The sequence below is a fragment of the Enterobacter sp. 01-M-02-SI-ECC genome (assembly GCF_047530595.1).
GTDB classification, from domain to species: Bacteria; Pseudomonadota; Gammaproteobacteria; order Enterobacterales; family Enterobacteriaceae; genus Enterobacter; species Enterobacter cloacae_M.
On sequence record NZ_JBLKCZ010000002.1, the window covers coordinates 1 to 20,163 of the forward strand.

Sequence of the window (20,163 nt, forward strand, 5' to 3'; positions counted from 1 at the left end):
ACCACCTTTTGCACAGAACGGTACTGTAGTCAATCTGCGAATGTCAACCAGATTTTGCACAAAAGGGGATGGATTTCAATTCCTAGCTAAATCTGCGATCCTACCTCAGAATGCAAATAGCCGTATTGACCATGAGATAGAGCCCTCCGCCATCAGCGAGTTTATAGGCTTTATCTCTGGGCTTTGCAGTCTCGACCTGACGAGCATTCAGTGGCATTTGGGGGCCTCATTTTCCGTTGAACAGGATAAGCCCCCACTTAGGCCCCCAAACGTTTATTGATTCACGTAGATATGGGTAGACTTCAGTTGACGTCGCATAGCCTGAGAAGAGGGGTTATGGCTGATTATAAAAGGTTTTTATTGAATTCGGTAGACATCAGGAGAGTTATATCTGGTGTCCCCTGCAGGAATCGAACCTGCAACTAGCCCTTAGGAGGGGCTCGTTATATCCATTTAACTAAGGGGACGAGGCGGCACGAGTATAGCCTTATTTACACTTTGCGTTAAGCGCATCGCCGCCTGACTGCTCAAAGAGTCACCATTCAGGTCGATTTTTTTGTCGAATTATCATCATTTTCCCGTGCCTTTAGCTCAGCTTTGCGTTTGTTCGACATGTCGTTACGAATTTGGGCATGGCTTAACAGCGCGAAGATAAACGTTCCGCCGCAAATGTTTCCCGCCAGCGTCGGAAGGGCAAACGGCCAGAAGAAATCGCTCCAGTGAAGCGTACCGTTAAAGACCAGATAGAGGATTTCAACGGTACCGACCACAATATGCGTGGTGTCAGCCAGCGCAATTAGCCAGGTCATCAATATGATCACCACAATTTTGGCGCTTCCCGCGGAAGGAAACATCCAGACCATCGTGGCGATAATCCAGCCAGAGATGATGGCGTTTGAGAACATCTCGACCGGCGTGTTTTTCATCACGTCCATGCCGATTTTCACAAACGCATCCCGGGTGGGTTCATCAAAGATCGGCATATATTCAAACGCCCATGCCGCGATGCCCGTGCCAATGATATTACCCAGCAGGACCACGCTCCAGAGCCGCATCAATAAACCGAAATTACCGAGTGTGGGGTTTTGCATCACCGGCAGAACGGCGGTCACCGTGTTTTCGGTAAACAGCTGCTGGCGGGCCATGATGACAATAATAAAGCCGAAGGTATAGCCGAGGTTTTCCAGTAAAAATCCACCGGGCACGCCTTCCAGCTGCACATGAAATATCCCTTTCGCAAGAAGAGATGCGCCCATTGATAGCCCGGCAGCGATGGCTGACCAGAAGAGGGCCATCGCGTCGCGCTCCATCTCTTTTTCACCATCCTGGCGTATATGCTCGTGGATGGCCATTGCGCGGGAGGGGAGGCGATCTTCATCAATTTCTATCTTCTCGCCGCGCGCTTTCTCCTCACTTTCAATTTCAAGATCCTCACTGCTCTCGCCAATTTTTTCTTCGCCTACATCTTTCATATCTGCTCCCGGAGGTTGATCTTTCTGTTAAGCGTAGCGGCTTTTGTCGGGATGCCTGTGGGGATGCTCTTAATTTGGCTGCAATGACAACAAAGGTGATACATCTCTCTCAAAGACATTATAAAATTGCCAGCGAAACGAATTCCAAAAGCCAGGCTATGCTGAGATCAGAGTCACGGTGGTTACTGCCCGTAATTGTGCTCATAGACATCGGTAAACGTGCTGTTACAATCACTTGCACGTTTACAGACGGAGCGTCAACGGCTCCGTTACGGATGGCAATCAACGATAGCCATACTGAACAGGGAGATATTTATGAAACTTCGGCTGTCGGCGCTTGCGCTTGGCGCGACGATGCTTGTGGGCTGCGCCAGCTCCGGGGAGCAAACGGGACGCTCCGATCCTCTCGAAGGATTTAACCGCTCAATGTATAGCTTCAACTACAACGTACTGGACCCGTATGTGGTTCGTCCGGTGGCAGTAGCATGGCGCGATTATGTTCCACAACCCGCGCGTAACGGGTTAAGTAACTTTACCAGCAACCTCGAAGAGCCTGCGGTCATGGTGAACTACTTCCTGCAGGGCGACCCGTATCAGGGGATGGTCCACTTTACTCGCTTCTTCCTGAACTCCATTCTGGGGATGGGTGGCTTTATTGATGTTGCAGGTATGGCTAACCAGAAGCTGCAGCGTGAACAGCCGCACCGTTTCGGCAGCACGATGGGACACTATGGCGTCGGGTATGGTCCGTACGTGCATTTACCGTTCTACGGTAGTTTCACCCTCCGTGATGATGGCGGCGATATGGTGGATACGCTGTATCCGGTCCTGTCGTGGCTGACCTGGCCGCTGTCGGTGGGTAAATGGACGGTGGAAGGGATTGAAACTCGCGCGCAACTGCTCGACTCTGATGGTCTGCTGCGCCAGTCTTCTGATCCGTACATTATGGTGCGCGAAGCGTACTTCCAGAATCATGACTTTATTGCCAACGGCGGCAAGCTGAAGCCGGAAGAGAATCCAAACGCGAAAGCGATCGAAAACGAACTAAAAGATATCGATTCGGAGTAAATAAAAAAGGTGAGCAATGCTCACCTTTTTTGATTCCAGCGCGATTAGAACGCGTAGTTGAAGTTCATGCCGTACAGCCAGGCTTTACCTTCGGAAGAGAACTCATACGGACCTTCCTTGAAGTTAACTTTTTGACCGTGCATATAAGATATGCCCGCATCAATAGAAGCATCCTTGTTGAATGCATAGGTCGCACCAGCGCTCAGCCAGAAGCGGTCCTGATCCGGAATCGAGATAGAGCGTTTGTCTGCTGGTACCGGACTATCATCGAAGGCAATACCGGTGCGGAATGTCCAGTTGTCATCCATATAGTAGGTTGTCCCCAGCGCGATGCGGTAAGCATCACGGAAGCTCTCATCTTTATAGAAGAGCGTGTCGCCGTTGCTATTGGTCGCCTTCAGCTCCTGGAACTGGCTCCAGCTGGTGTAGGTCAGGCTATAGTGAACTGCCCACTGTGGCGCCACTTTGTTATAACCTGACAATTCCCACATTTCTGGTAAGTGCAGGCTCAGAGAGCCGCCAGTGGTTTGTCCATTGGTTCCCATCGGAAGACCGAAGTTGCCGAGGATCTGGTTATAAGCAGAAGGGAGGCTGCTTTTATAATCTCCATCAAAATCGATTTTTACTTCGGAACGGTAGGTTAAGCCGTAACGGTTGTTTTTATCGAGTTCATAAAGGATACCGGCGTTCCAGCCAAAGCCCCACTCATCGCCCTTCAGATAAGCGATCTGAGTATCTGCTGGGATACCAGCCACACGCTGTGCCAGGGCTGGTGGAAGTGCGCCTGAGCCAGCGACGACTTTGCCCAGGTCGCCCGCGTAACGTTCGATCTTGGCTTTAGCATACACAGCGTCAAAGCCAACGCCGAAACTCCAGTGATTATCCAGACGGTAAGCACCGCTCAGGTTCAGGTTCAGGGTTTCCAGGTCGGTTTTACCGCCAAACGCCCCAGCTGCATAGTCATTATTGAACTCGGTTGCTAAACCGTAGTTAGAGGTCACGGATGCGCCCCAGCCGAACTGGTCGTTAATCGGCGCCACAAAGTGCATGTTTGGAACCCATGCCGTTGGGGCAATGTTATCCGATTTCAGATCGGCACCTGTCGGAGAACGGCCCGAGATATCAACACCTGGATCGACAAAAATTGCTCCGGCAGAGAAGGTCGGACGATCGAACATCATGATCAACGCGGGGTTACGACTCGCGTTACCCGCATCATCAGCAATGGCGCCTTCCCCTGAATACGCGCGGCCAAGGCCAGAGGAAGAAAATTCGTTTAACTGAAAGCCCGCTGACCAGGCGGAAGTGGAGACGAGTGCCACTGCGACTGCCAGCGCAGTCTTGTTGAACAGGGTTTTCTGGCTCATGACCATAACCTCATTGAGTTATTTTTATTCAATAATTGTTACATACCGTAACAGGAGCGCGAAGTGTAGGGTCTGAGGTATGACAGACAAATCAGACCAGTGGCCAGAGTATAGGTCCGACCAGCCTGAATGTTGCAAGTTTGTTTATTAATATTTTCAAACATGTTTCGTGAAACGAGATCTGGTTGGCAAAATTGTGACCATCGCGACTCACCCAAAAGGGTGGTTTTTGTTTTAGATCATTTTTTAGTGTGATATTGGTCACTTAACCGGTTTTGCGCCATTAACGGCTGGAGAGAGCCCGCGCCGGGGCGTAAAATATCAGCATCGTGTTTATCTCGCGCTCTGCGCGAATACAGAGGAAATTGAGCTATGAGTAAATGCAGTGCTGATGAAACCCCGGTTTGCTGCTGTATGGATGTTGGGACCATCATGGACAACTCCGATTGCACCGCGTCTTACAGCCGCGTGTTCACTACCCGCGCTGAAGCGGAAGAGACCCTGACCGCGCTGAGCAAGCGTGCGCGTGACGTTGAATCCGATCCGTGTGAAATCAAGTCAACCTTTACCGAAGTGGAAGGCGGCGTGAAGCTGGACATCGACTTTGTTTTCGCCTGCGAAGCGGAAACGCTGATTTTCCAGCTGGGCCTGCGTTAATTTCTGCGGTCGGATCCCTCTCCCTAACACTCTGCCACGGGAGAGGGCTCAAACATCAAAAACGGTAACCTCAGGGTTACCGTTTTGCTTTTATCACGCCGGCATTTTCTTTTTCTTCTCTGTGTTTTAGCTCGCACTTTTTCGTTTCCCCGATTGGCTGAATGTAAAAAAATGGTTAAGACTATTATCAGGTCAGACCACTTTATGTTGGCGAAAATTTTTTACAGGGGAGTGTTATGAGTCAGGCATTACCGCTTATTACCCGTCAGGGCGATCGCATTGCCATAGTCAGTGGATTACGCACGCCGTTTGCGCGTCAGGCAACGGCGTTTCATGGCATACCGGCCGTTGACCTGGGCAAAATGGTAGTGGGGGAGATGCTGGCTCGCAGCGAAATTCCGCCGGAGGTTATCGAACAGCTGGTCTTCGGCCAGGTCGTGCAGATGCCTGAAGCTCCCAACATTGCGCGTGAAATCGTCCTGGGTACCGGGATGAACGTCTATACCGATGCCTACAGCGTCAGTCGCGCCTGCGCGACCAGCTTCCAGGCCGTGGCTAACGTCGCTGAAAGCCTGATGGCGGGTACGATTCGCGCCGGGATCGCGGGTGGAGCGGATTCCTCTTCGGTGCTGCCGATTGGCGTGAGTAAAAAGCTGGCGCGCATCCTGGTGGATGTCAATAAAGCCCGCACGACGGGTCAGAAACTCAAGCTCTTCTCGCGTTTACGCCTGCGCGACCTCATGCCCGTGCCGCCTGCCGTAGCGGAATACTCCACCGGCCTGCGCATGGGCGATACCGCCGAGCAGATGGCAAAAACGTACGGCATTACCCGCGAGCAGCAGGATGCCCTGGCGCATCGCTCGCACCAGCTTGCGGCAAAAGCCTGGTCGGAAGGCAAGCTGACCGACGAGGTCATGACCGCCTATATCCCCCCTTACCGTGAACCGCTCGCGGAGGACAACAATATTCGCGGCACCTCAACGCTGGCGGATTACGCCAAACTGCGCCCGGCGTTTGACCGCAAGCATGGCACGGTGACGGCGGCGAACAGTACGCCGCTGACGGATGGCGCCGCCGCCGTGATCCTGATGACCGAATCCCGCGCGAAGGAGCTGGGCATCACTCCCCTGGGCTACTTACGCAGCTATGCCTTCACCGCCATTGATGTCTGGCAGGACATGCTGTTAGGTCCGGCGTGGTCCACGCCGCTGGCGCTGGAGCGCGCGGGGCTGACGCTGGCCGATTTAACCCTGATTGATATGCACGAAGCGTTTGCCGCGCAAACCCTGGCAAACGTACAGCTGTTGGCAAGCGAGCGTTTCGCGCGCGATGTGCTGGGCCGCGCCCATGCCACGGGCGAAGTGGATCAGAGTAAATTCAACGTGCTGGGCGGCTCTATCGCCTACGGTCATCCGTTTGCCGCCACAGGGGCGAGGATGATCACGCAAACATTACATGAACTTCGTCGCCGCGGCGGAGGGTTTGGCCTCGTTACCGCCTGTGCGGCGGGTGGCCTTGGCGCAGCAATGGTTCTGGAGGCTGAATAATGGATATGCCATCTGCATTTAATCTAACGGTTCGCCTCGATAACGTGGCCGTTATCACTATTGATGTGCCTGATGAAAAGATGAATACCCTGAAGGCCGAATTTGGTGTTCAGGTGCGCGCGATGCTAAAGCAGATCCGCGACAACAAAGCGATTCGTGGTCTGGTCTTTATCTCTGCCAAGCCGGATAACTTTATCGCCGGCGCGGATATCAACATGATCGCCCGGGCGCAAAGCGCTCTGGAAGCCGAAGAGCTGGCGCGTCAGGGCCAGCAGGTGATGGCGGAGATCGGCGGCCTGCCGATCCCGGTCATTGCCGCAATCCACGGCGCCTGTCTGGGCGGTGGGCTTGAGCTGGCGCTGGCCTGTCACAGCCGGATTTGCACCGACGATGCGAAAACGATTCTGGGCCTGCCGGAAGTGCAGCTGGGCCTGCTGCCTGGCTCCGGCGGAACGCAACGGTTGCCGCGTCTGGTGGGCGTTAGCACGGCACTGGAGATGATCTTAACCGGTAAACAGCTGCGTGCCCGTCAGGCGCTGAAAGCCGGTCTGGTCGATGACGTCGTGCCGCAGTCCATTTTGCTGGAGGCCGCCGTTGAGCTTGCGCTGAAAGGGCGTCAGGCAAAACGTCCTCTGCCGGTACGCGAGCGCGTGCTGGCCGGTCCGCTGGGAAGAACGCTCCTGTTCAACATGGTGGGCAAAAAGACCGAACAAAAAACCAAAGGCAATTACCCGGCGGCAAAGCGGATCCTGGAAGTGATCGAAACCGGGCTGTCGCAGGGCAGCAGCAGCGGCTATGCAGCGGAGGCCAAAGCCTTTGGCGAACTGGCGATGACGCCGCAGTCACAGGCGCTGCGCAGCATCTTCTTCGCCAGCACGGACGTGAAAAAAGATCCGGGCAGCGAGGCGCAGCCTGCGCCGCTGCGTGCCATTGGCGTACTGGGTGGGGGGCTCATGGGTGGCGGAATCTCTTTTGTTACCGCCAGCAAAGGCAAATTGCCTGTACGCATCAAAGACATTAATCCTAAGGGGATCAACCACGCGCTGCAGTATAGCTGGCAGAACCTTGATCAAAAGGTCAAGCGCCGCCATATCAAGGCGAGCGAGCGTGATAAAACCCTGGCGATGATCTCCGGTACGACGGATTACAGCGGTTTTGCGCACCGCGATCTGGTGATTGAAGCCGTGTTTGAAGATCTGGCGCTTAAGCAGCAGATGGTGGCAGACGTTGAGCAACATTGCGCCCCGCATACCATTTTTGCCTCCAATACGTCGTCATTGCCGATTGGCGATATCGCGGCGAAAGCCGCGCGTCCTGAGCAGGTGATTGGGCTGCACTTCTTTAGCCCGGTCGAAAAAATGCCGCTGGTGGAAGTTATTCCGCACGCGACTACCAGTCCGCAAACTGTTGCCACCGTGGTGAAGCTGGCGAAAAAACAGGGCAAAACCCCGATTGTGGTAGCGGACAAAGCTGGCTTCTACGTCAACCGCATTCTGGCGCCCTACATTAATGAAGCCATGCGGCTGCTGACGGAAGGGGAGAAGATTGAGCACGTCGACGAGGCGCTGGTAAAGTTTGGTTTCCCCGTTGGCCCAATCCAACTTTTGGATGAGGTGGGAATAGACACCGGCACTAAAATTATACCAGTGCTTGAAGCCGCATATGGCGATCGTTTTAGCCCACCTGCAAACATTGTTTCTGCGATTTTGAAGGACGATCGCAAAGGCAGAAAAAATGAACGCGGTTTCTATCTTTACGGCGCGAAAGGGCGTAAAAGCAGGAAACAGGTCGACCCTTCGGTATATGGACTCATTTCGACTACGGGTCAGGGAAAACTCTCCGCCGTTCAGTGCGCTGAGCGCTGCGTGATGATGATGCTCAATGAAGCGGCGCGCTGTTTTGATGAGCAGGTAATCAAGAGCGCGCGCGATGGCGACATTGGCGCGGTATTTGGCATTGGCTTCCCGCCGTTCCTTGGCGGCCCGTTCCGTTACATGGATACGCTCGGCGCGGGTGAAGTGGTTGCTATCCTGCAACGTCTGGCTTCGCAATATGGTCCACGGTTTACACCGTGTGACGAATTATTGCAGATGGCGGAACGCGGCCAGACATTTTGGCCTGCAAGGGAAACTGTCCTCGTAAGCTGAGGTCAAAGAAGGGTAAATCCTGAAGTGAATGGACCTGTTCTGGCGATTTTGTAAACAGAGATTGACTATACTTACGCCATTGAGGTAAAAAACAGCGTTTCATTCACCGAATGGATCAGGCACAATGCCCGGCCATCGGGTTTTCTACCTCTCAGCATTTATCGCGGGTAGTTAACGCCGGTGATTCTGGTTAACAAAAGCGGTGCAATATGCAAGTTTTTATCATGCGTCACGGCGACGCGGCACTCGATGCCGCCAGTGACTCAGTACGTCCTTTGACCGTCTGCGGCTGCGACGAATCTCGTCTGATGGCGACCTGGCTTAACGGTCAAAAAGTGGACATTGAACGCGTTCTGGTGAGTCCGTTCCTGCGTGCAGAACAGACGCTGGAGGTGGTAGGGGAGTGTATGAACCTGCCGACCAGTGTGGATGTTCTGCCTGAACTCACCCCGTGTGGCGATGTAGGCCTTGTCAGCGCTTATCTTCAGGCGCTGTGCAATGAAGGTGTCGCTTCCGCGCTGGTCATTTCCCACCTGCCACTGGTTGGCTATCTGGTATCTGAGCTGTGCCCGGGCGAGACCCCGCCGATGTTCACGACATCCGCCATTGCCAATGTTTCTCTCGACGAAACGGGCAAAGGCGTCTTCAACTGGCAAATGAGCCCGTGCAACCTGAAGATGGCAAAAGCGATCTGACGTGACGTGCGATATGGCGGGGGCAATGTGCTTCCCGCCATTCTGTCAGGGCAACTCTGGCGGCTGCCACTCTTCCACTTCAATCAACACCAGCAACGCGGCATCTCCGCCGTACTCTTTCGGTGCCTGATGAAAAGCCATCACGTGTGGGTGCTGAGCCAGCCACAGCGGCGTCTGTTGCTTCAGAATATGTTTACCGTGGCCGTGCATCACGCAGGCGCAAAAAACGTGTTCGCGGCGACAGGCCGCGATCAACGCTCCCAGCTCCTGTTTCGCCTGCATCTGCGTTAAGCCGTGGAGATCGAGAAACAGCTCCGGCGAGTAATCTCCGCGGCGTAACTTTTTCAGCTCAAAATGGCTGACGTCTTCGCGCACGTACTTCACGGCCCCCTGCGTATTGAGCAGCGGCTGAAATTCATCTGAAAAATAGTGGCTGTTATCCGCCTGCTCCTGCAGCAGACGCTTGACCGGGACTTCGCTGATTTTTTTGCGCTGCGGGCGATGGACAATCGTGTCCTGCATGATTTTCCGCGTCCCGGTCATTAGCTGGCGGAAGAGCGCCTGATCCTCCTCGCTGAGCGATGTTTTCTTTTTCATTCGTCATTCTCATCTCGTATTTCCGATAGTGTACCCGACTAAACGCATTTTTTAACCTCAAGCGGTACGCGTCATTGCTGATTTATCGCCGTCTTCATGGCAAACTAGCCGCCGAAAATTATGCGAGCATGCCCTGGAGGAAAGAGTGGATAAAATATTTGTCGATGAAGCAGTAAACGAGCTGCATACCATACAGGACATGTTGCGCTGGTCGGTTAGCCGCTTCAGCGCCGCCAATATCTGGTACGGACACGGTACCGATAACCCGTGGGATGAGGCCGTGCAGCTGGTGCTGCCGTCTCTCTATCTGCCGCTGGATATTCCTGAAGACATGCGCACCGCGCGCCTGACCTCCAGCGAAAAACACCGCATCGTTGAGCGTGTGATCCGCCGCGTGAACGAGCGCATTCCGGTCGCCTACCTGACCAACAAAGCCTGGTTCTGCGGTCACGAGTTCTATGTCGATGAACGCGTGCTGGTGCCGCGCTCGCCGATTGGCGAGCTGATCAACAACCATTTCGAAGGTCTGATTAACCATCAGCCGCAGCATATTCTGGATATGTGTACCGGCAGCGGCTGTATCGCCATCGCCTGTGCTTACGCCTTCCCGGAAGCGGAAGTTGACGCCGTCGATATCTCCACCGACGCGCTGGCCGTGACCGAGCACAACATTGAAGAGCACGGTCTGATTCATCACGTTACGCCGATTCGCTCTGACCTGTTCCGCGATCTGCCGACGCTGCAGTACGATCTGATCGTTACCAACCCGCCGTACGTCGATGCGGAAGACATGTCCGATCTGCCGAACGAATACCGTCACGAGCCGGAGCTCGGTCTGGCGTCAGGCTCTGACGGCCTGAAGCTGACGCGCCGCATTCTGGCCTGCGCGCCGGATTACCTGACCGACGACGGCGTTCTGATTTGTGAAGTGGGCAACAGCATGGTACATCTGATAGAGCAGTACCCGGATGTGCCGTTCACCTGGCTTGAGTTCGACAACGGCGGTGACGGCGTCTTTATGCTGACCAAAGCGCAGCTGCTCGACGCGCGCGAACACTTCAGCATCTATAAAGATTAATCCAGCGGGCTTCGGCCCGTTTCACAACGCTCAAACACAAACAACTACATCGGAGCCGTGATGGCAGGAAACAGTATTGGACAGTTATTCCGCGTGACCACCTTTGGCGAGTCGCACGGGCTGGCGCTGGGCTGTATCGTTGATGGCGTACCGCCAGGCATCGAACTGACCGAAGCCGATTTACAGCACGACCTCGACCGTCGTCGCCCGGGCACCTCTCGCTACACCACGCAGCGTCGCGAGCCGGACCAGGTCAAAATTCTCTCCGGCGTCTTTGAAGGTCGCACCACCGGGACCAGCATCGGTCTGCTGATCGAAAACACCGATCAGCGCTCCCAGGACTACGGCGCCATCAAAGACGTCTTCCGTCCGGGCCACGCCGACTACACCTACGAACAAAAGTATGGCTTCCGCGACTATCGCGGCGGCGGACGTTCTTCCGCGCGTGAAACCGCGATGCGCGTGGCGGCAGGGGTGATTGCTAAGAAATACCTGCAGCAGAAATTTGGCATCGTTATCCGCGGCTGCCTGACCCAGATGGGCGACATTCCGCTGGCGATCAAGGACTGGGATCAGGTCGAGCAAAACCCGTTCTTCTGCGCCGATGCCGACAAGCTTGAGGCGCTGGATGAACTGATGCGTGGCCTGAAAAAAGAGGGCGACTCCATTGGCGCGAAAGTGACCGTGGTGGCAGACGGCGTCCCGGCGGGCTGGGGCGAGCCGGTATTTGACCGTCTCGACGCCGACATTGCCCACGCGCTGATGAGCATCAACGCGGTGAAGGGCGTAGAGATTGGCGACGGCTTTGACGTGGTTCAGCTTCGCGGCAGCCAAAACCGCGATGAGATTACGAAAGCGGGCTTCCAGAGCAACCATGCGGGCGGCATCCTGGGCGGTATCAGCAGCGGGCAGCAGATTGTTGCCAATATCGCGCTGAAGCCAACTTCCAGCATTACCGTGCCGGGCCACACGATTAACCGCGATGGCGAAGAAGTTGAGATGATCACCAAAGGACGTCACGATCCGTGCGTGGGGATCCGCGCGGTGCCGATCGCGGAAGCGATGCTGGCGATCGTGCTGATGGATCACTTCCTGCGCCAGCGCGCGCAGAATGCGGATGTGACGACCACCATTCCACGCTGGTAAACATGAAAAAAACCGCAATTGCTCTGCTGGCGCTGCTTGCCAGTGGAGCCAGTCTGGCCGCGACGCCATGGCAAAAAATCACTCATCCGGTGGCGGGGAGCGCGCAGTCCATTGGCGCCTTTTCCAACGGCTGTATCGTCGGTGCCCAGGAGCTTCCTCTCCAGTCTGATACCTATCAGGTGATGCGCACCGATCAGCGACGTTATTTCGGCCACCCGGATCTGGTGCTGTTCATCCAGCGGCTGGGCAATCAGGTGCATAACCTGGGGCTGGGCACGATGCTGATTGGCGATATGGGGATGCCTGCCGGCGGCCGTTTTAACGGTGGACACGCCAGCCACCAGACCGGACTGGATGTCGATATCTTCCTGCAGCTGCCGAAAGCCCGCTGGACCTCCGCCCAACTGCTGAAACCGCAGGCGCTGGATCTGGTGGCGAGCGACGGTAAGCGCGTTGTGCCATCACTCTGGACGCGGGACGTATCCAGCATGATCAAGCTGGCGGCAGAAGATAATGACGTCACGCGGATTTTCGTCAACCCGGCCATCAAGCAGCAGCTCTGCCTGGATGCCGGAACCGATCGCGACTGGCTGCGTAAAGTGCGCCCGTGGTTCCAGCATCGTGCGCACATGCACGTTCGTCTGCGCTGCCCGGCGAACAGCCTGGAATGTGAGGATCAGCCGCTGCCACCGCCTGGCGATGGTTGCGGTTACGAACTGCAAAGCTGGTTTGAACCGGCAAAACCTGGAACCTCTAAGCCTGAGAAGAAGACACCGCCTCCGTTGCCGCCTTCCTGCCAGGCGCTACTGGATGAGCATGTACTTTAATGGATAATTTCGTCGATCTGTTTATGGTGTCACCGCTGCTGCTGGTGGTGCTGTTCTTTGTGGCCATGCTGGCCGGTTTTATCGACGCGCTCGCGGGCGGCGGCGGGTTGTTAACCGTGCCCGCGCTGCTGGCGGCGGGCATGAGCCCGGCGCAGGCGCTTGCCACCAACAAGCTGCAGGCCTGCGGCGGCTCGCTCTCGGCGTCGCTCTATTTTATCCGCCGTAAGGTGGTGAGCCTGGCCGATCAGAAGCTCAATATCCTGATGACCTTTATCGGCTCCACGTCGGGCGCGCTGCTGGTTCAGCACGTGCAGTCCGATATTTTGCGCCAGATCCTGCCGATTCTGGTCATCTGCATCGGGCTTTACTTCCTGCTGATGCCAAAGCTCGGTGAAGAAGACCGCCAGCGTCGCCTGTACGGCCTGCCGTTTGCCCTGGTTGCCGGGGGCAGCGTGGGTTTTTACGACGGTTTCTTCGGGCCGGGGGCGGGTTCATTTTATGCGCTGGCGTTCGTGACGCTGGCCGGGTTTAACCTCGCCAAATCCACCGCCCATGCCAAAGTGCTCAACGCGACCTCAAACGTCGGCGGCCTGCTGCTGTTTATCATTGGCGGCAAGGTTATCTGGGCAACCGGATTTGTGATGATGGCAGGGCAGTTCCTGGGCGCTCGCGCGGGCTCGCGTCTGGTATTAAGCAAAGGACAAAAGCTGATTCGCCCGATGATCGTCATCGTCTCGGCCGTAATGAGCGCCAAACTTCTTTATGACAGCCATGGACAGGAGATCCTCATCTGGTTGGGGATGCACTAATGAACAGTACGCATAAATACGAACAGCTGATTGAGATTTTCGACGGCTGTTTTGCTGACGATTTTAATACCCGTCTGATTAAAGGCGACGACGAACCGATCTATCTTCCTGCTGATGCAGATGTTCCGTATAACCGCATCGTCTTTGCCCACGGCTTTTATGCCAGCGGCTTGCACGAGATTTCGCACTGGTGCATCGCGGGGAAAGCGCGGCGCGAGCTGGTGGACTTCGGTTACTGGTACTGCCCGGACGGACGTGATGCCGCCACTCAGGGCCAGTTTGAAGATGTGGAAGTGAAACCGCAGGCGCTGGAATGGCTATTCTGCGTCGCGGCGGGTTTCCCGTTCAACGTCAGCTGTGACAACCTCGAAGGCGACTTCGAGCCAGACCGTATCGTCTTCCAGCGCCGCGTTCACGCGCAGGTGATGGAATACCTTGAGAAAGGCATCCCGGCACGTCCGGCACGCCTGATCGAGGCCTTACAGAATTATTACCACACGCCGGTTATCACGGCGGAATGCTTCCCTTGGCCGGAAGATCTTTAACAGAGGAAAGAAGATGATCGCAGAATTTGAATCACGCATTCTGGCGTTAATTGATGACATGGTGGAACACGCCAGCGATGATGAGCTGTTCGCCAGCGGTTATCTGCGTGGTCACCTGACGCTCGCGGTAGCCGAGCTGGAAGCAGGTGACGATCACTCTGCCGACGCTGTTCATGAGGAAGTGACCCGCAGTCTGGAGAAAGCCATTCAGGCCGGGGAGCTCTCTCCGCGCGATCAGTCTCTGGTGTTAGGCATGTGGGACACTTTGTTCCAGCAGGCGAAAGCGAAGTAAGTGTTTCACGTCCCTCTCCCTTGGGAGAGGGACGGGGGAGGGCACCAGACCGCACCCTACTTAACCTTCTTCCCCTTCAGCAGTTTCCGTACCCACAATCGATTCGGATTCAGCCCCGCAAGCGTAACCCTGTCCAGTGGGATCGGCTCGCCGCTCATTTGCGCGGCTAATACTTCTGCCAGCAGCGGCGCGGAACACAGCCCGCGAGATCCTAATCCACCCAGCATAAACAGCTCCGGATACACCGGCGAGGCCGCCGCCGTTTCCTTGCGTTCAGCAAGATCCTGATAGGCCTCAAGCGTCGCATCATAGTCCGGCACATTTCCCGCCATCGGCAGATGATCGCGGGTGGCGCAGCGCACGCCGCAGCGCGCGTCACCCTCGCTGACGTCAACCTCTTTCGCCCACGTCGCATCCGGGAAACAGTCAATCAGGCGCTGGCGGTTCTGGGCCTGATCCGCTTCGCTGTAGCGCATATCCGTTTCGCCACGATGATAGCTGGCCCCAATGCAGTGGTGGCCGTTAGACGGATTTTGCGGCGTCAGATAGCCGTCATAGCAAAGCACCTGGCGCAGTTTGCCGAGCGCAGGCGCGGTGGAAATATGGCTTACCTGGCCGCCGACCGGATAAACCGGCAATGACTCTGTCTGGATAAACTGGCTGATGTGATGCCCGTTTGCCAGCACAACGCTGGCATGACTCGCCTCTTTGCCATCGGCAAAACGCAGATTCCAGCGTTCTGTCCGGCTCAACGATTCAACCTTGCGAGCATAATGCGCCGTCAGCCCGCGCGACTGCGCCAGGGCAATGGCTGCCGCGGTCAGTTCAGCCGGGTACAGCCAGCCGCCGAGCGGATACTGAATGCCCCCACACCCGGTTTCCACGCCAGCGGTCTCTGCCACCTCTTGCGCACTTACCGCACGGGCAATCTCGTCAGGCAGACCCAGCGACAGCATCTGCGTGATTTTTTGCTGGCTCTTTTCATCCCAGCCGAGCTGCGTCACGCCGCACCAGTCATGGTCAAACGCCACCGGCAGGGCATCGTACAGGCGACGAGCGAAGGTAAATGCCGCCGGGAAAAAACGGAACAGGGCCGGGTCGTGCGCGCTTAAAAGCGGATAGAGCGCCCCCTGGCGGTTGCCGGACGCGCCGCTTGCTGGCGCGTCGTCAGCACAGTAGAGCGTGACCTGCCAGCCGCGGTGGAGAAGCGCGAGAGACAGCAGGGCGCTGGCGATCCCCCCGCCAACTATCGCCACCTCACGGGATGCGCTGGCGCGGCGCGCAAACCAGGGTGCACTGGCGGGGATATTCAGCGTCTGCTCCATTCTGCCGACCAGCATGTCGCGCTTGCGGCCAAAACCTTTGGTTTTCTGCATGGTAAAGCCCGCCTCCTGCAGTCCGCGGCGGACAAAGCCTGCCGAGGTGAAGGTGGCAAGCGTTGCGCCCGGGCGCGCCAGCCGCGCCATCGCGCTAAACAGATGCTGGCTCCACATGTCCGGGTTTTTGGCGGGGGCAAAGCCGTCAAGGAACCAGGCGTCCACCGTCTGATTCATCGAATCATCGAGCGTATCGGTCAGGTCATTGATGTCGCCAAGCCATAAATCCAGCGTCACGCGTCCGCCGTCCAGAATCAGACGGTGGCAGCCGCCGATGTGGGGCGGCCACTGCGTCTGAAGCTGCTCCGCCCAGGCTGCAAGCTCTGGCCAGCGCTGATGAGCGAGCCGCAGATCGTGCGCGGTGAGCGGGAATTTTTCGAAACTGATGAAATGTAATCTTTGTAGCGTAGCCTCAGGGTGGGCAGCGTGAAACTGGTCAAACGCCTGCCAGAGGGTCAGAAAATTGAGCCCGGTGCCGAATCCGCTTTCCGCGACCACAAACAGGCTCCGCGGATGCTCCGGGAAGCGGGTGCTGAGCTGGTTTCCGTCGAGGAAAACATAGCGAGTTTCTTCGAGTCCGTTATCATTAGAAAAATAGACATCATCAAAATCTCGGGAAACAGGTGTACCCTCAGCGTTGAATTCGAGGTTGGCGGGTTGTATAGCGTTTTGTTTCACGTAAGTTACTCGTCTGACAGGCAGTGGCACGATCTTAACGATGTGAGTCCATCGGTGCAAATTTCCGCAGAAAATGTCTGATCGGACTTGTTCGGCGTACAAGTGTACGCTATTGTGCGACTCGAAACTTACTATAGTGCGACTTACAGAGGTATTGAATGAAACGTGCAGTGATTACTGGCCTGGGCATTGTTTCCAGCATCGGTAATAACCAGCAGGAAGTCCTGGCATCTCTGCGTGAAGGACGCTCCGGGATCACTTTCTCTGAAGAGTTTAAAGATTCAGGTATGCGTAGCCACGTATGGGGTAACGTCAAACTGGACACCACCGGTTTGATTGACCGCAAAGTGGTTCGTTTCATGAACGATGCCTCTATTTATGCTTATCTCTCCATGCAGGAAGCGATCAAAGATTCCGGCCTGAGCGAAGAGGTTTATCAGAACAACCCGCGCGTGGGTCTGATCGCCGGTTCCGGCGGCTCATCAAAAGCGCAGGTATTCGGCGCTGACGCAATGCGTAGCCCGCGTGGTCTGAAAGCAGTAGGTCCGTACGTGGTAACAAAAGCCATGGGTTCTGCGGTTTCCGCGTGCCTGGCGACCCCATTCAAAATCCACGGTGTGAACTACTCCATCAGCTCCGCGTGTGCGACTTCCGCGCACTGCATCGGTAATGCTGTTGAGCAGATCCAGCTGGGTAAACAGGACATCGTATTTGCTGGCGGCGGCGAAGAGCTGGGCTGGGAAATGGCCTGTGAATTCGACGCGATGGGCGCACTGTCCACCAGGTACAATGAGACCCCGGACAAAGCTTCCCGTACCTATGATGCGCACCGTGACGGTTTCGTTATCGCGGGCGGCGGCGGTATGGTTGTGGTTGAAGAGCTGGAGCATGCCCTGGCACGTGGCGCGCATATCTACGCTGAAATCGTGGGCTACGGTGCGACGTCTGACGGCGCCGACATGGTTGCGCCATCCGGCGAAGGCGCGGTGCGCTGCATGAAGATGGCGATGCACGGCGTTGACACCCCAATCGACTACCTGAACTCCCACGGTACCTCTACTCCGGTAGGCGACGTGAAAGAACTGGGTGCGATCCGTGAAGTCTTCGGCGACAACAGCCCGGCGATCTCCGCGACCAAAGCCATGACCGGCCACTCGCTGGGTGCGGCTGGCGTGCAGGAAGCGATCTACTCTCTGCTGATGCTGGAAAACGGCTTTATCGCGCCAAGCATCAACATTGATGAGATGGACGAGCAGGCTGCTGGCCTGAACATCGTGACCAAACCAATGGACGCGACGCTGACCACCGTCATGTCAAACAGCTTCGGCTTTGGTGGCACCAACGCCACGCTGGTTATGCGTAAGCTGAAAGCATAAGTTTTACGTTTGATTCCGGAAGGGAGCCATAAGGCTCCCTTTTTTATGCATTGACAAGCGGCTGATCTCACAGGCAAACTTCACCCCTCAACATTATCCTCACGATAATGCGTAAGCGTTTAACGTCAACCAACGCACCTTAATCCTGATTATCAGGTAGAGGGGGCGTGGCATTTCCCCGCCTTACTCTTCATTTCGGAGTAAAGCATGACTGCAGTAACTCAAACAGAAACAACCCCTTCAGCGAACGTCTCGCTGTTCCGTATCGCTTTCGCGGTATTTCTGACCTATATGACCGTTGGCCTGCCGCTGCCGGTGATCCCGCTGTTCGTTCATCAGGAGCTGGGCTATGGCAACACCATGGTCGGCATTGCCGTTGGCATTCAGTTTTTAGCCACGGTATTGACCCGCGGCTACGCCGGACGGCTGGCGGATCAGCACGGTGCAAAACGCTCGGCGTTACAGGGAATGTTTGCCTGTGGGCTGGCGGGCGGCGCATGGCTGCTGGCTGCTCTCCTGCCGGTAGATGCCGCGTATAAGTTTGCGCTGCTGGTGCTGGGCCGTTTAATCCTTGGCTTTGGTGAAAGCCAGCTGCTGACCGGCACCTTGACCTGGGGAATGGGGCTGGTGGGGCCCGCACGCTCCGGCAAGGTGATGTCCTGGAACGGTATGGCCATCTATGGCGCGCTGGCCGCAGGCGCACCGCTTGGACTGCTGATCAATAGCCAGTTTGGGTTTGCGGCGCTGGCTGCCACCACGATGGCTTTACCCCTGCTGGCGTGGGCGTTTAACGGCTCGGTGCGTAAGGTGCCCGCGCACAAAGGCGAGCGACCTTCCCTGTGGAGCGTGGTAGGCCAGATCTGGCAGCCGGGTCTTGGCCTGGCGCTGCAGGGTGTGGGTTTTGCGGTGATCGGTACCTTCGTCTCGCTCTATTTTATGAGCCGCGGCTGGGCGATGGCCGGTTTTACGCTTACCGCGTTTGGCGGCGCGTTTGTGCTGATGCGTGTCTTCTTCGGCTGGATGCCGGATCGCTTCGGCGGCGTGAAGGTGGCGGTGGCGTCGCTGGTGATTGAGACTATCGGTCTGCTGCTGCTGTGGAATGCACCCGTGGCATCCGTTGCGCTGCTCGGCGCGGCGCTAACCGGCTGCGGCTGTTCACTGATCTTCCCGGCGCTGGGCGTTGAAGTGGTGAAGCGCGTGGCCCCGCAGGTGCGCGGTACGGCGCTGGGCGGCTATGCGGCGTTTCAGGATATCTCATACGGGGTAACCGGACCGCTGGCCGGGGTGTTAGCCACCTCGTTTGGCTATCCGTCCGTCTTCCTGGCAGGTGCGGTTTCCGCGGTGGTTGGGATTATTGTGACGCTGATGGCGTTTCGCAGGGCTTGAGCCGTTGTAGGCCCGGTAAGCGCAGCGCCACCGGGCCAAACCTCAGACAACCAGCCAGAAAATCGCCAGTGCAATCAGTAGCGCAATAAACATCAACCCCGGACGCGCGGAGAGCGTTCTGAAGGTTTCCACGACCGGCGCAAACAGCGGGCTGTAGATCGGCTGAATGTTTCTTACCTCCGGCACGCCGCCTTCACGCTCTGCGCGGCGAACGAAGATCTGGTTGAGCAGATCCTGCACCTGCGCGGTGGTCAGTACCGTCTGCGGCGTGGCCTGCCAGTTTTGCTGGGCGTAATCCCGAATCACCTCGAACTCGTGCGGCTCAAGCGGCTGTTTCAGCGCGGCCTGGACGGTATGCAGGGTAGGGGCGCTCTGGGTGCTGAGCGTCTGGCGCGCCTGAAGCCAGGTCACCAGATGAGTAAACTGTTTGGCCGGGATTAACTCACCCGCCTTCACGCCGGACAGCTCCAGCATGGATTGCCAGATAAGCTTCGTCGGCTCGCCGGTGGCCGCTGCCAGCTTCGTCACCATCTGCTTGAGCGTATTGTGCTCCGCGGGCAGCAGCGGACGCTCGGTCGCCGGGCGCACCTGTGGCTGCGGAATAGACAGCTCGTTATTCTGCAGCAGGGTCAGCACGGTTTTGAGCTGGTCGGGCGTCAGCTGGCCCAGCGCGGTCTGACCATACTGCTGGCGAATAAAATCACTTACCGCCTGGCGGTTATTTCCCTGACCCAGCAGCTCCGTCAGCTGAGAAACAATCTGGCGGGTGGTGTGGTTCTGCTGCGCGGTCGTAATACGCTGGTTCAGATTTTGTTCGGCCGCCGGGAAATGGCGCGACTGCAGCGGTGCGTCGTTTCTCACGCCTAAATCATGCTTTACCCCGGCCCAGACTTCCGCGTTCTGCTGCGAAGTCAGCGCAATCAGGCGCGTGATCAGTCGCTCCAGCACGGTGCGCTGTTGCGTGGATAGCGGTTGTTCACCGGCAACGTTTGGCGTGACCGGGCCTTCACCCGGAGGGCGTGGCGGCGTACCTGAAATGGGCTGCATCGTCAAAAATCCTTAAAGTCAAAACTCAGCGTAAACCTGGCAGACGTATATGC

At 56.6% G+C, this 20,163-nt stretch carries 18 protein-coding genes, 1 tRNA gene and 1 pseudogene; 13 read left to right on the forward strand and 7 right to left on the reverse strand.

Annotated features, from left to right (window positions below; translation table 11 throughout):
* Window positions 1-124: 124 nt before the first annotated feature.
* From ACMWLG_RS03205 to ACMWLG_RS03215, 3 genes and pseudogenes are all read right to left on the reverse strand, one after another.
* Window positions 125-217 (reverse strand): annotated as a pseudogene (locus tag ACMWLG_RS03205) (integrase); the annotation flags it as partial.
* Window positions 218-392: 175 nt separating this feature from the next.
* A tRNA-Arg gene (locus tag ACMWLG_RS03210) sits at window positions 393-467 on the reverse strand.
* 75 nt (window positions 468-542) lie between these two features.
* On the reverse strand, window positions 543-1,472 hold the full coding sequence (locus tag ACMWLG_RS03215) for a formate/nitrite transporter family protein (RefSeq protein WP_045402636.1): 930 nt from the start codon (window positions 1,470-1,472) through the stop codon (window positions 543-545).
* 315 nt (window positions 1,473-1,787) lie between these two features.
* Here ACMWLG_RS03215 and mlaA point away from each other — a divergent pair, with 315 nt between their 5' ends.
* The gene (mlaA, locus tag ACMWLG_RS03220; protein WP_023312585.1) at window positions 1,788-2,540 is read left to right on the forward strand and encodes a phospholipid-binding lipoprotein MlaA; all 753 of its coding nucleotides are present in this window, start codon (window positions 1,788-1,790) and stop codon (window positions 2,538-2,540) included.
* A 44-nt stretch (window positions 2,541-2,584) separates the two neighbouring features.
* On the opposite strand, the gene fadL is transcribed toward mlaA, so the two are convergent.
* Window positions 2,585-3,907, reverse strand: a complete 1,323-nt coding sequence (gene fadL / locus ACMWLG_RS03225) for a long-chain fatty acid transporter FadL (RefSeq protein WP_023312584.1) — start codon at window positions 3,905-3,907, stop codon at window positions 2,585-2,587.
* A 372-nt stretch (window positions 3,908-4,279) separates the two neighbouring features.
* Here fadL and ACMWLG_RS03230 point away from each other — a divergent pair, with 372 nt between their 5' ends.
* The 4 genes from ACMWLG_RS03230 to sixA all read left to right on the forward strand — a co-directional run bounded on the left by ACMWLG_RS03230 (window position 4,280) and on the right by sixA (window position 8,953).
* Complete coding sequence (locus ACMWLG_RS03230; protein WP_023312583.1) at window positions 4,280-4,564, forward strand: YfcZ/YiiS family protein; 285 nt, start codon at window positions 4,280-4,282, stop codon at window positions 4,562-4,564.
* 236 nt (window positions 4,565-4,800) lie between these two features.
* Window positions 4,801-6,111, forward strand: coding sequence for an acetyl-CoA C-acyltransferase FadI (gene fadI / locus ACMWLG_RS03235; RefSeq protein ID WP_045402641.1), 1,311 nt, complete (start codon window positions 4,801-4,803; stop codon window positions 6,109-6,111).
* Window positions 6,111-8,258, forward strand: a complete 2,148-nt coding sequence (gene fadJ / locus ACMWLG_RS03240; RefSeq protein ID WP_045402644.1) for a fatty acid oxidation complex subunit alpha FadJ — start codon at window positions 6,111-6,113, stop codon at window positions 8,256-8,258. The genes fadI and fadJ overlap by 1 nt, the downstream gene beginning before the upstream one ends.
* A 209-nt stretch (window positions 8,259-8,467) precedes the next feature.
* Entirely contained in the window at window positions 8,468-8,953 is a 486-nt protein-coding gene (gene sixA, locus ACMWLG_RS03245; RefSeq protein WP_023312580.1) for a phosphohistidine phosphatase SixA, read from the forward strand.
* Between the two features lie 45 nt (window positions 8,954-8,998).
* On the opposite strand, the gene smrB is transcribed toward sixA, so the two are convergent.
* Window positions 8,999-9,550: an endonuclease SmrB gene (smrB, locus tag ACMWLG_RS03250; RefSeq protein WP_023312579.1), complete on the reverse strand. Its 552-nt coding sequence runs from the start codon at window positions 9,548-9,550 to the stop codon at window positions 8,999-9,001.
* 145 nt (window positions 9,551-9,695) lie between these two features.
* Between smrB and prmB the strand changes: the two genes are divergently transcribed.
* From prmB to ACMWLG_RS03280, 6 genes are read left to right on the forward strand one after another with little or no spacing between them, the layout of a single operon-like run.
* The gene (gene prmB, locus ACMWLG_RS03255; RefSeq protein WP_023312578.1) at window positions 9,696-10,628 is read left to right on the forward strand and encodes a 50S ribosomal protein L3 N(5)-glutamine methyltransferase; all 933 of its coding nucleotides are present in this window, start codon (window positions 9,696-9,698) and stop codon (window positions 10,626-10,628) included.
* A gap of 60 nt (window positions 10,629-10,688) precedes the next feature.
* Window positions 10,689-11,774, forward strand: a complete 1,086-nt coding sequence (gene aroC / locus ACMWLG_RS03260; RefSeq protein ID WP_045402646.1) for a chorismate synthase — start codon at window positions 10,689-10,691, stop codon at window positions 11,772-11,774.
* A gap of 2 nt (window positions 11,775-11,776) precedes the next feature.
* The gene (gene mepA / locus ACMWLG_RS03265) at window positions 11,777-12,601 is read left to right on the forward strand and encodes a penicillin-insensitive murein endopeptidase (RefSeq protein WP_045402648.1); all 825 of its coding nucleotides are present in this window, start codon (window positions 11,777-11,779) and stop codon (window positions 12,599-12,601) included.
* Window positions 12,601-13,410, forward strand: coding sequence for a sulfite exporter TauE/SafE family protein (locus ACMWLG_RS03270; protein WP_045402650.1), 810 nt, complete (start codon window positions 12,601-12,603; stop codon window positions 13,408-13,410). The genes mepA and ACMWLG_RS03270 overlap by 1 nt, the downstream gene beginning before the upstream one ends.
* A complete protein-coding gene (locus ACMWLG_RS03275; RefSeq protein ID WP_045402651.1) occupies window positions 13,410-13,955 on the forward strand; it encodes an elongation factor P hydroxylase in 546 nt (181 codons plus the stop codon). The genes ACMWLG_RS03270 and ACMWLG_RS03275 overlap by 1 nt, the downstream gene beginning before the upstream one ends.
* 13 nt (window positions 13,956-13,968) lie before the next feature.
* Complete coding sequence (locus ACMWLG_RS03280; protein ID WP_045402655.1) at window positions 13,969-14,247, forward strand: YfcL family protein; 279 nt, start codon at window positions 13,969-13,971, stop codon at window positions 14,245-14,247.
* 56 nt (window positions 14,248-14,303) lie between these two features.
* Here ACMWLG_RS03280 and mnmC read toward each other — a convergent pair whose 3' ends face one another.
* Window positions 14,304-16,301: a bifunctional tRNA (5-methylaminomethyl-2-thiouridine)(34)-methyltransferase MnmD/FAD-dependent 5-carboxymethylaminomethyl-2-thiouridine(34) oxidoreductase MnmC gene (gene mnmC / locus ACMWLG_RS03285; RefSeq protein ID WP_045402657.1), complete on the reverse strand. Its 1,998-nt coding sequence runs from the start codon at window positions 16,299-16,301 to the stop codon at window positions 14,304-14,306.
* 158 nt (window positions 16,302-16,459) lie between these two features.
* Between mnmC and fabB the strand changes: the two genes are divergently transcribed.
* Both fabB and ACMWLG_RS03295 read left to right on the forward strand, forming a co-directional pair.
* The gene (gene fabB / locus ACMWLG_RS03290; protein WP_045402666.1) at window positions 16,460-17,677 is read left to right on the forward strand and encodes a beta-ketoacyl-ACP synthase I; all 1,218 of its coding nucleotides are present in this window, start codon (window positions 16,460-16,462) and stop codon (window positions 17,675-17,677) included.
* A 207-nt stretch (window positions 17,678-17,884) separates the two neighbouring features.
* Window positions 17,885-19,063: an MFS transporter gene (locus ACMWLG_RS03295; RefSeq protein ID WP_045402669.1), complete on the forward strand. Its 1,179-nt coding sequence runs from the start codon at window positions 17,885-17,887 to the stop codon at window positions 19,061-19,063.
* A 42-nt stretch (window positions 19,064-19,105) separates the two neighbouring features.
* Here ACMWLG_RS03295 and flk read toward each other — a convergent pair whose 3' ends face one another.
* Window positions 19,106-20,110 carry a flagella biosynthesis regulator Flk gene (gene flk, locus ACMWLG_RS03300; RefSeq protein ID WP_045402671.1) on the reverse strand — a complete coding sequence of 335 codons (1,005 nt, stop codon included), beginning with the start codon at window positions 20,108-20,110 and terminating at the stop codon, window positions 19,106-19,108.
* Window positions 20,111-20,163 lie beyond the last annotated feature (53 nt).

Coding starts and splice junctions, on each gene's coding strand:
- ACMWLG_RS03215 (WP_045402636.1), bottom strand. CDS start 1,472: ATGAAAGATGTAGGCGAAGAAAAAATTGGCGAGAGCAGTGAGGATCTT.
- mlaA (WP_023312585.1), top strand. CDS start 1,788: ATGAAACTTCGGCTGTCGGCGCTTGCGCTTGGCGCGACGATGCTTGTG.
- fadL (WP_023312584.1), bottom strand. CDS start 3,907: ATGAGCCAGAAAACCCTGTTCAACAAGACTGCGCTGGCAGTCGCAGTG.
- ACMWLG_RS03230 (WP_023312583.1), top strand. CDS start 4,280: ATGAGTAAATGCAGTGCTGATGAAACCCCGGTTTGCTGCTGTATGGAT.
- fadI (WP_045402641.1), top strand. CDS start 4,801: ATGAGTCAGGCATTACCGCTTATTACCCGTCAGGGCGATCGCATTGCC.
- fadJ (WP_045402644.1), top strand. CDS start 6,111: ATGGATATGCCATCTGCATTTAATCTAACGGTTCGCCTCGATAACGTG.
- sixA (WP_023312580.1), top strand. CDS start 8,468: ATGCAAGTTTTTATCATGCGTCACGGCGACGCGGCACTCGATGCCGCC.
- smrB (WP_023312579.1), bottom strand. CDS start 9,550: ATGAAAAAGAAAACATCGCTCAGCGAGGAGGATCAGGCGCTCTTCCGC.
- aroC (WP_045402646.1), top strand. CDS start 10,689: ATGGCAGGAAACAGTATTGGACAGTTATTCCGCGTGACCACCTTTGGC.
- mepA (WP_045402648.1), top strand. CDS start 11,777: ATGAAAAAAACCGCAATTGCTCTGCTGGCGCTGCTTGCCAGTGGAGCC.
- ACMWLG_RS03270 (WP_045402650.1), top strand. CDS start 12,601: ATGGATAATTTCGTCGATCTGTTTATGGTGTCACCGCTGCTGCTGGTG.
- ACMWLG_RS03275 (WP_045402651.1), top strand. CDS start 13,410: ATGAACAGTACGCATAAATACGAACAGCTGATTGAGATTTTCGACGGC.
- ACMWLG_RS03280 (WP_045402655.1), top strand. CDS start 13,969: ATGATCGCAGAATTTGAATCACGCATTCTGGCGTTAATTGATGACATG.
- fabB (WP_045402666.1), top strand. CDS start 16,460: ATGAAACGTGCAGTGATTACTGGCCTGGGCATTGTTTCCAGCATCGGT.
- ACMWLG_RS03295 (WP_045402669.1), top strand. CDS start 17,885: ATGACTGCAGTAACTCAAACAGAAACAACCCCTTCAGCGAACGTCTCG.
- flk (WP_045402671.1), bottom strand. CDS start 20,110: ATGCAGCCCATTTCAGGTACGCCGCCACGCCCTCCGGGTGAAGGCCCG.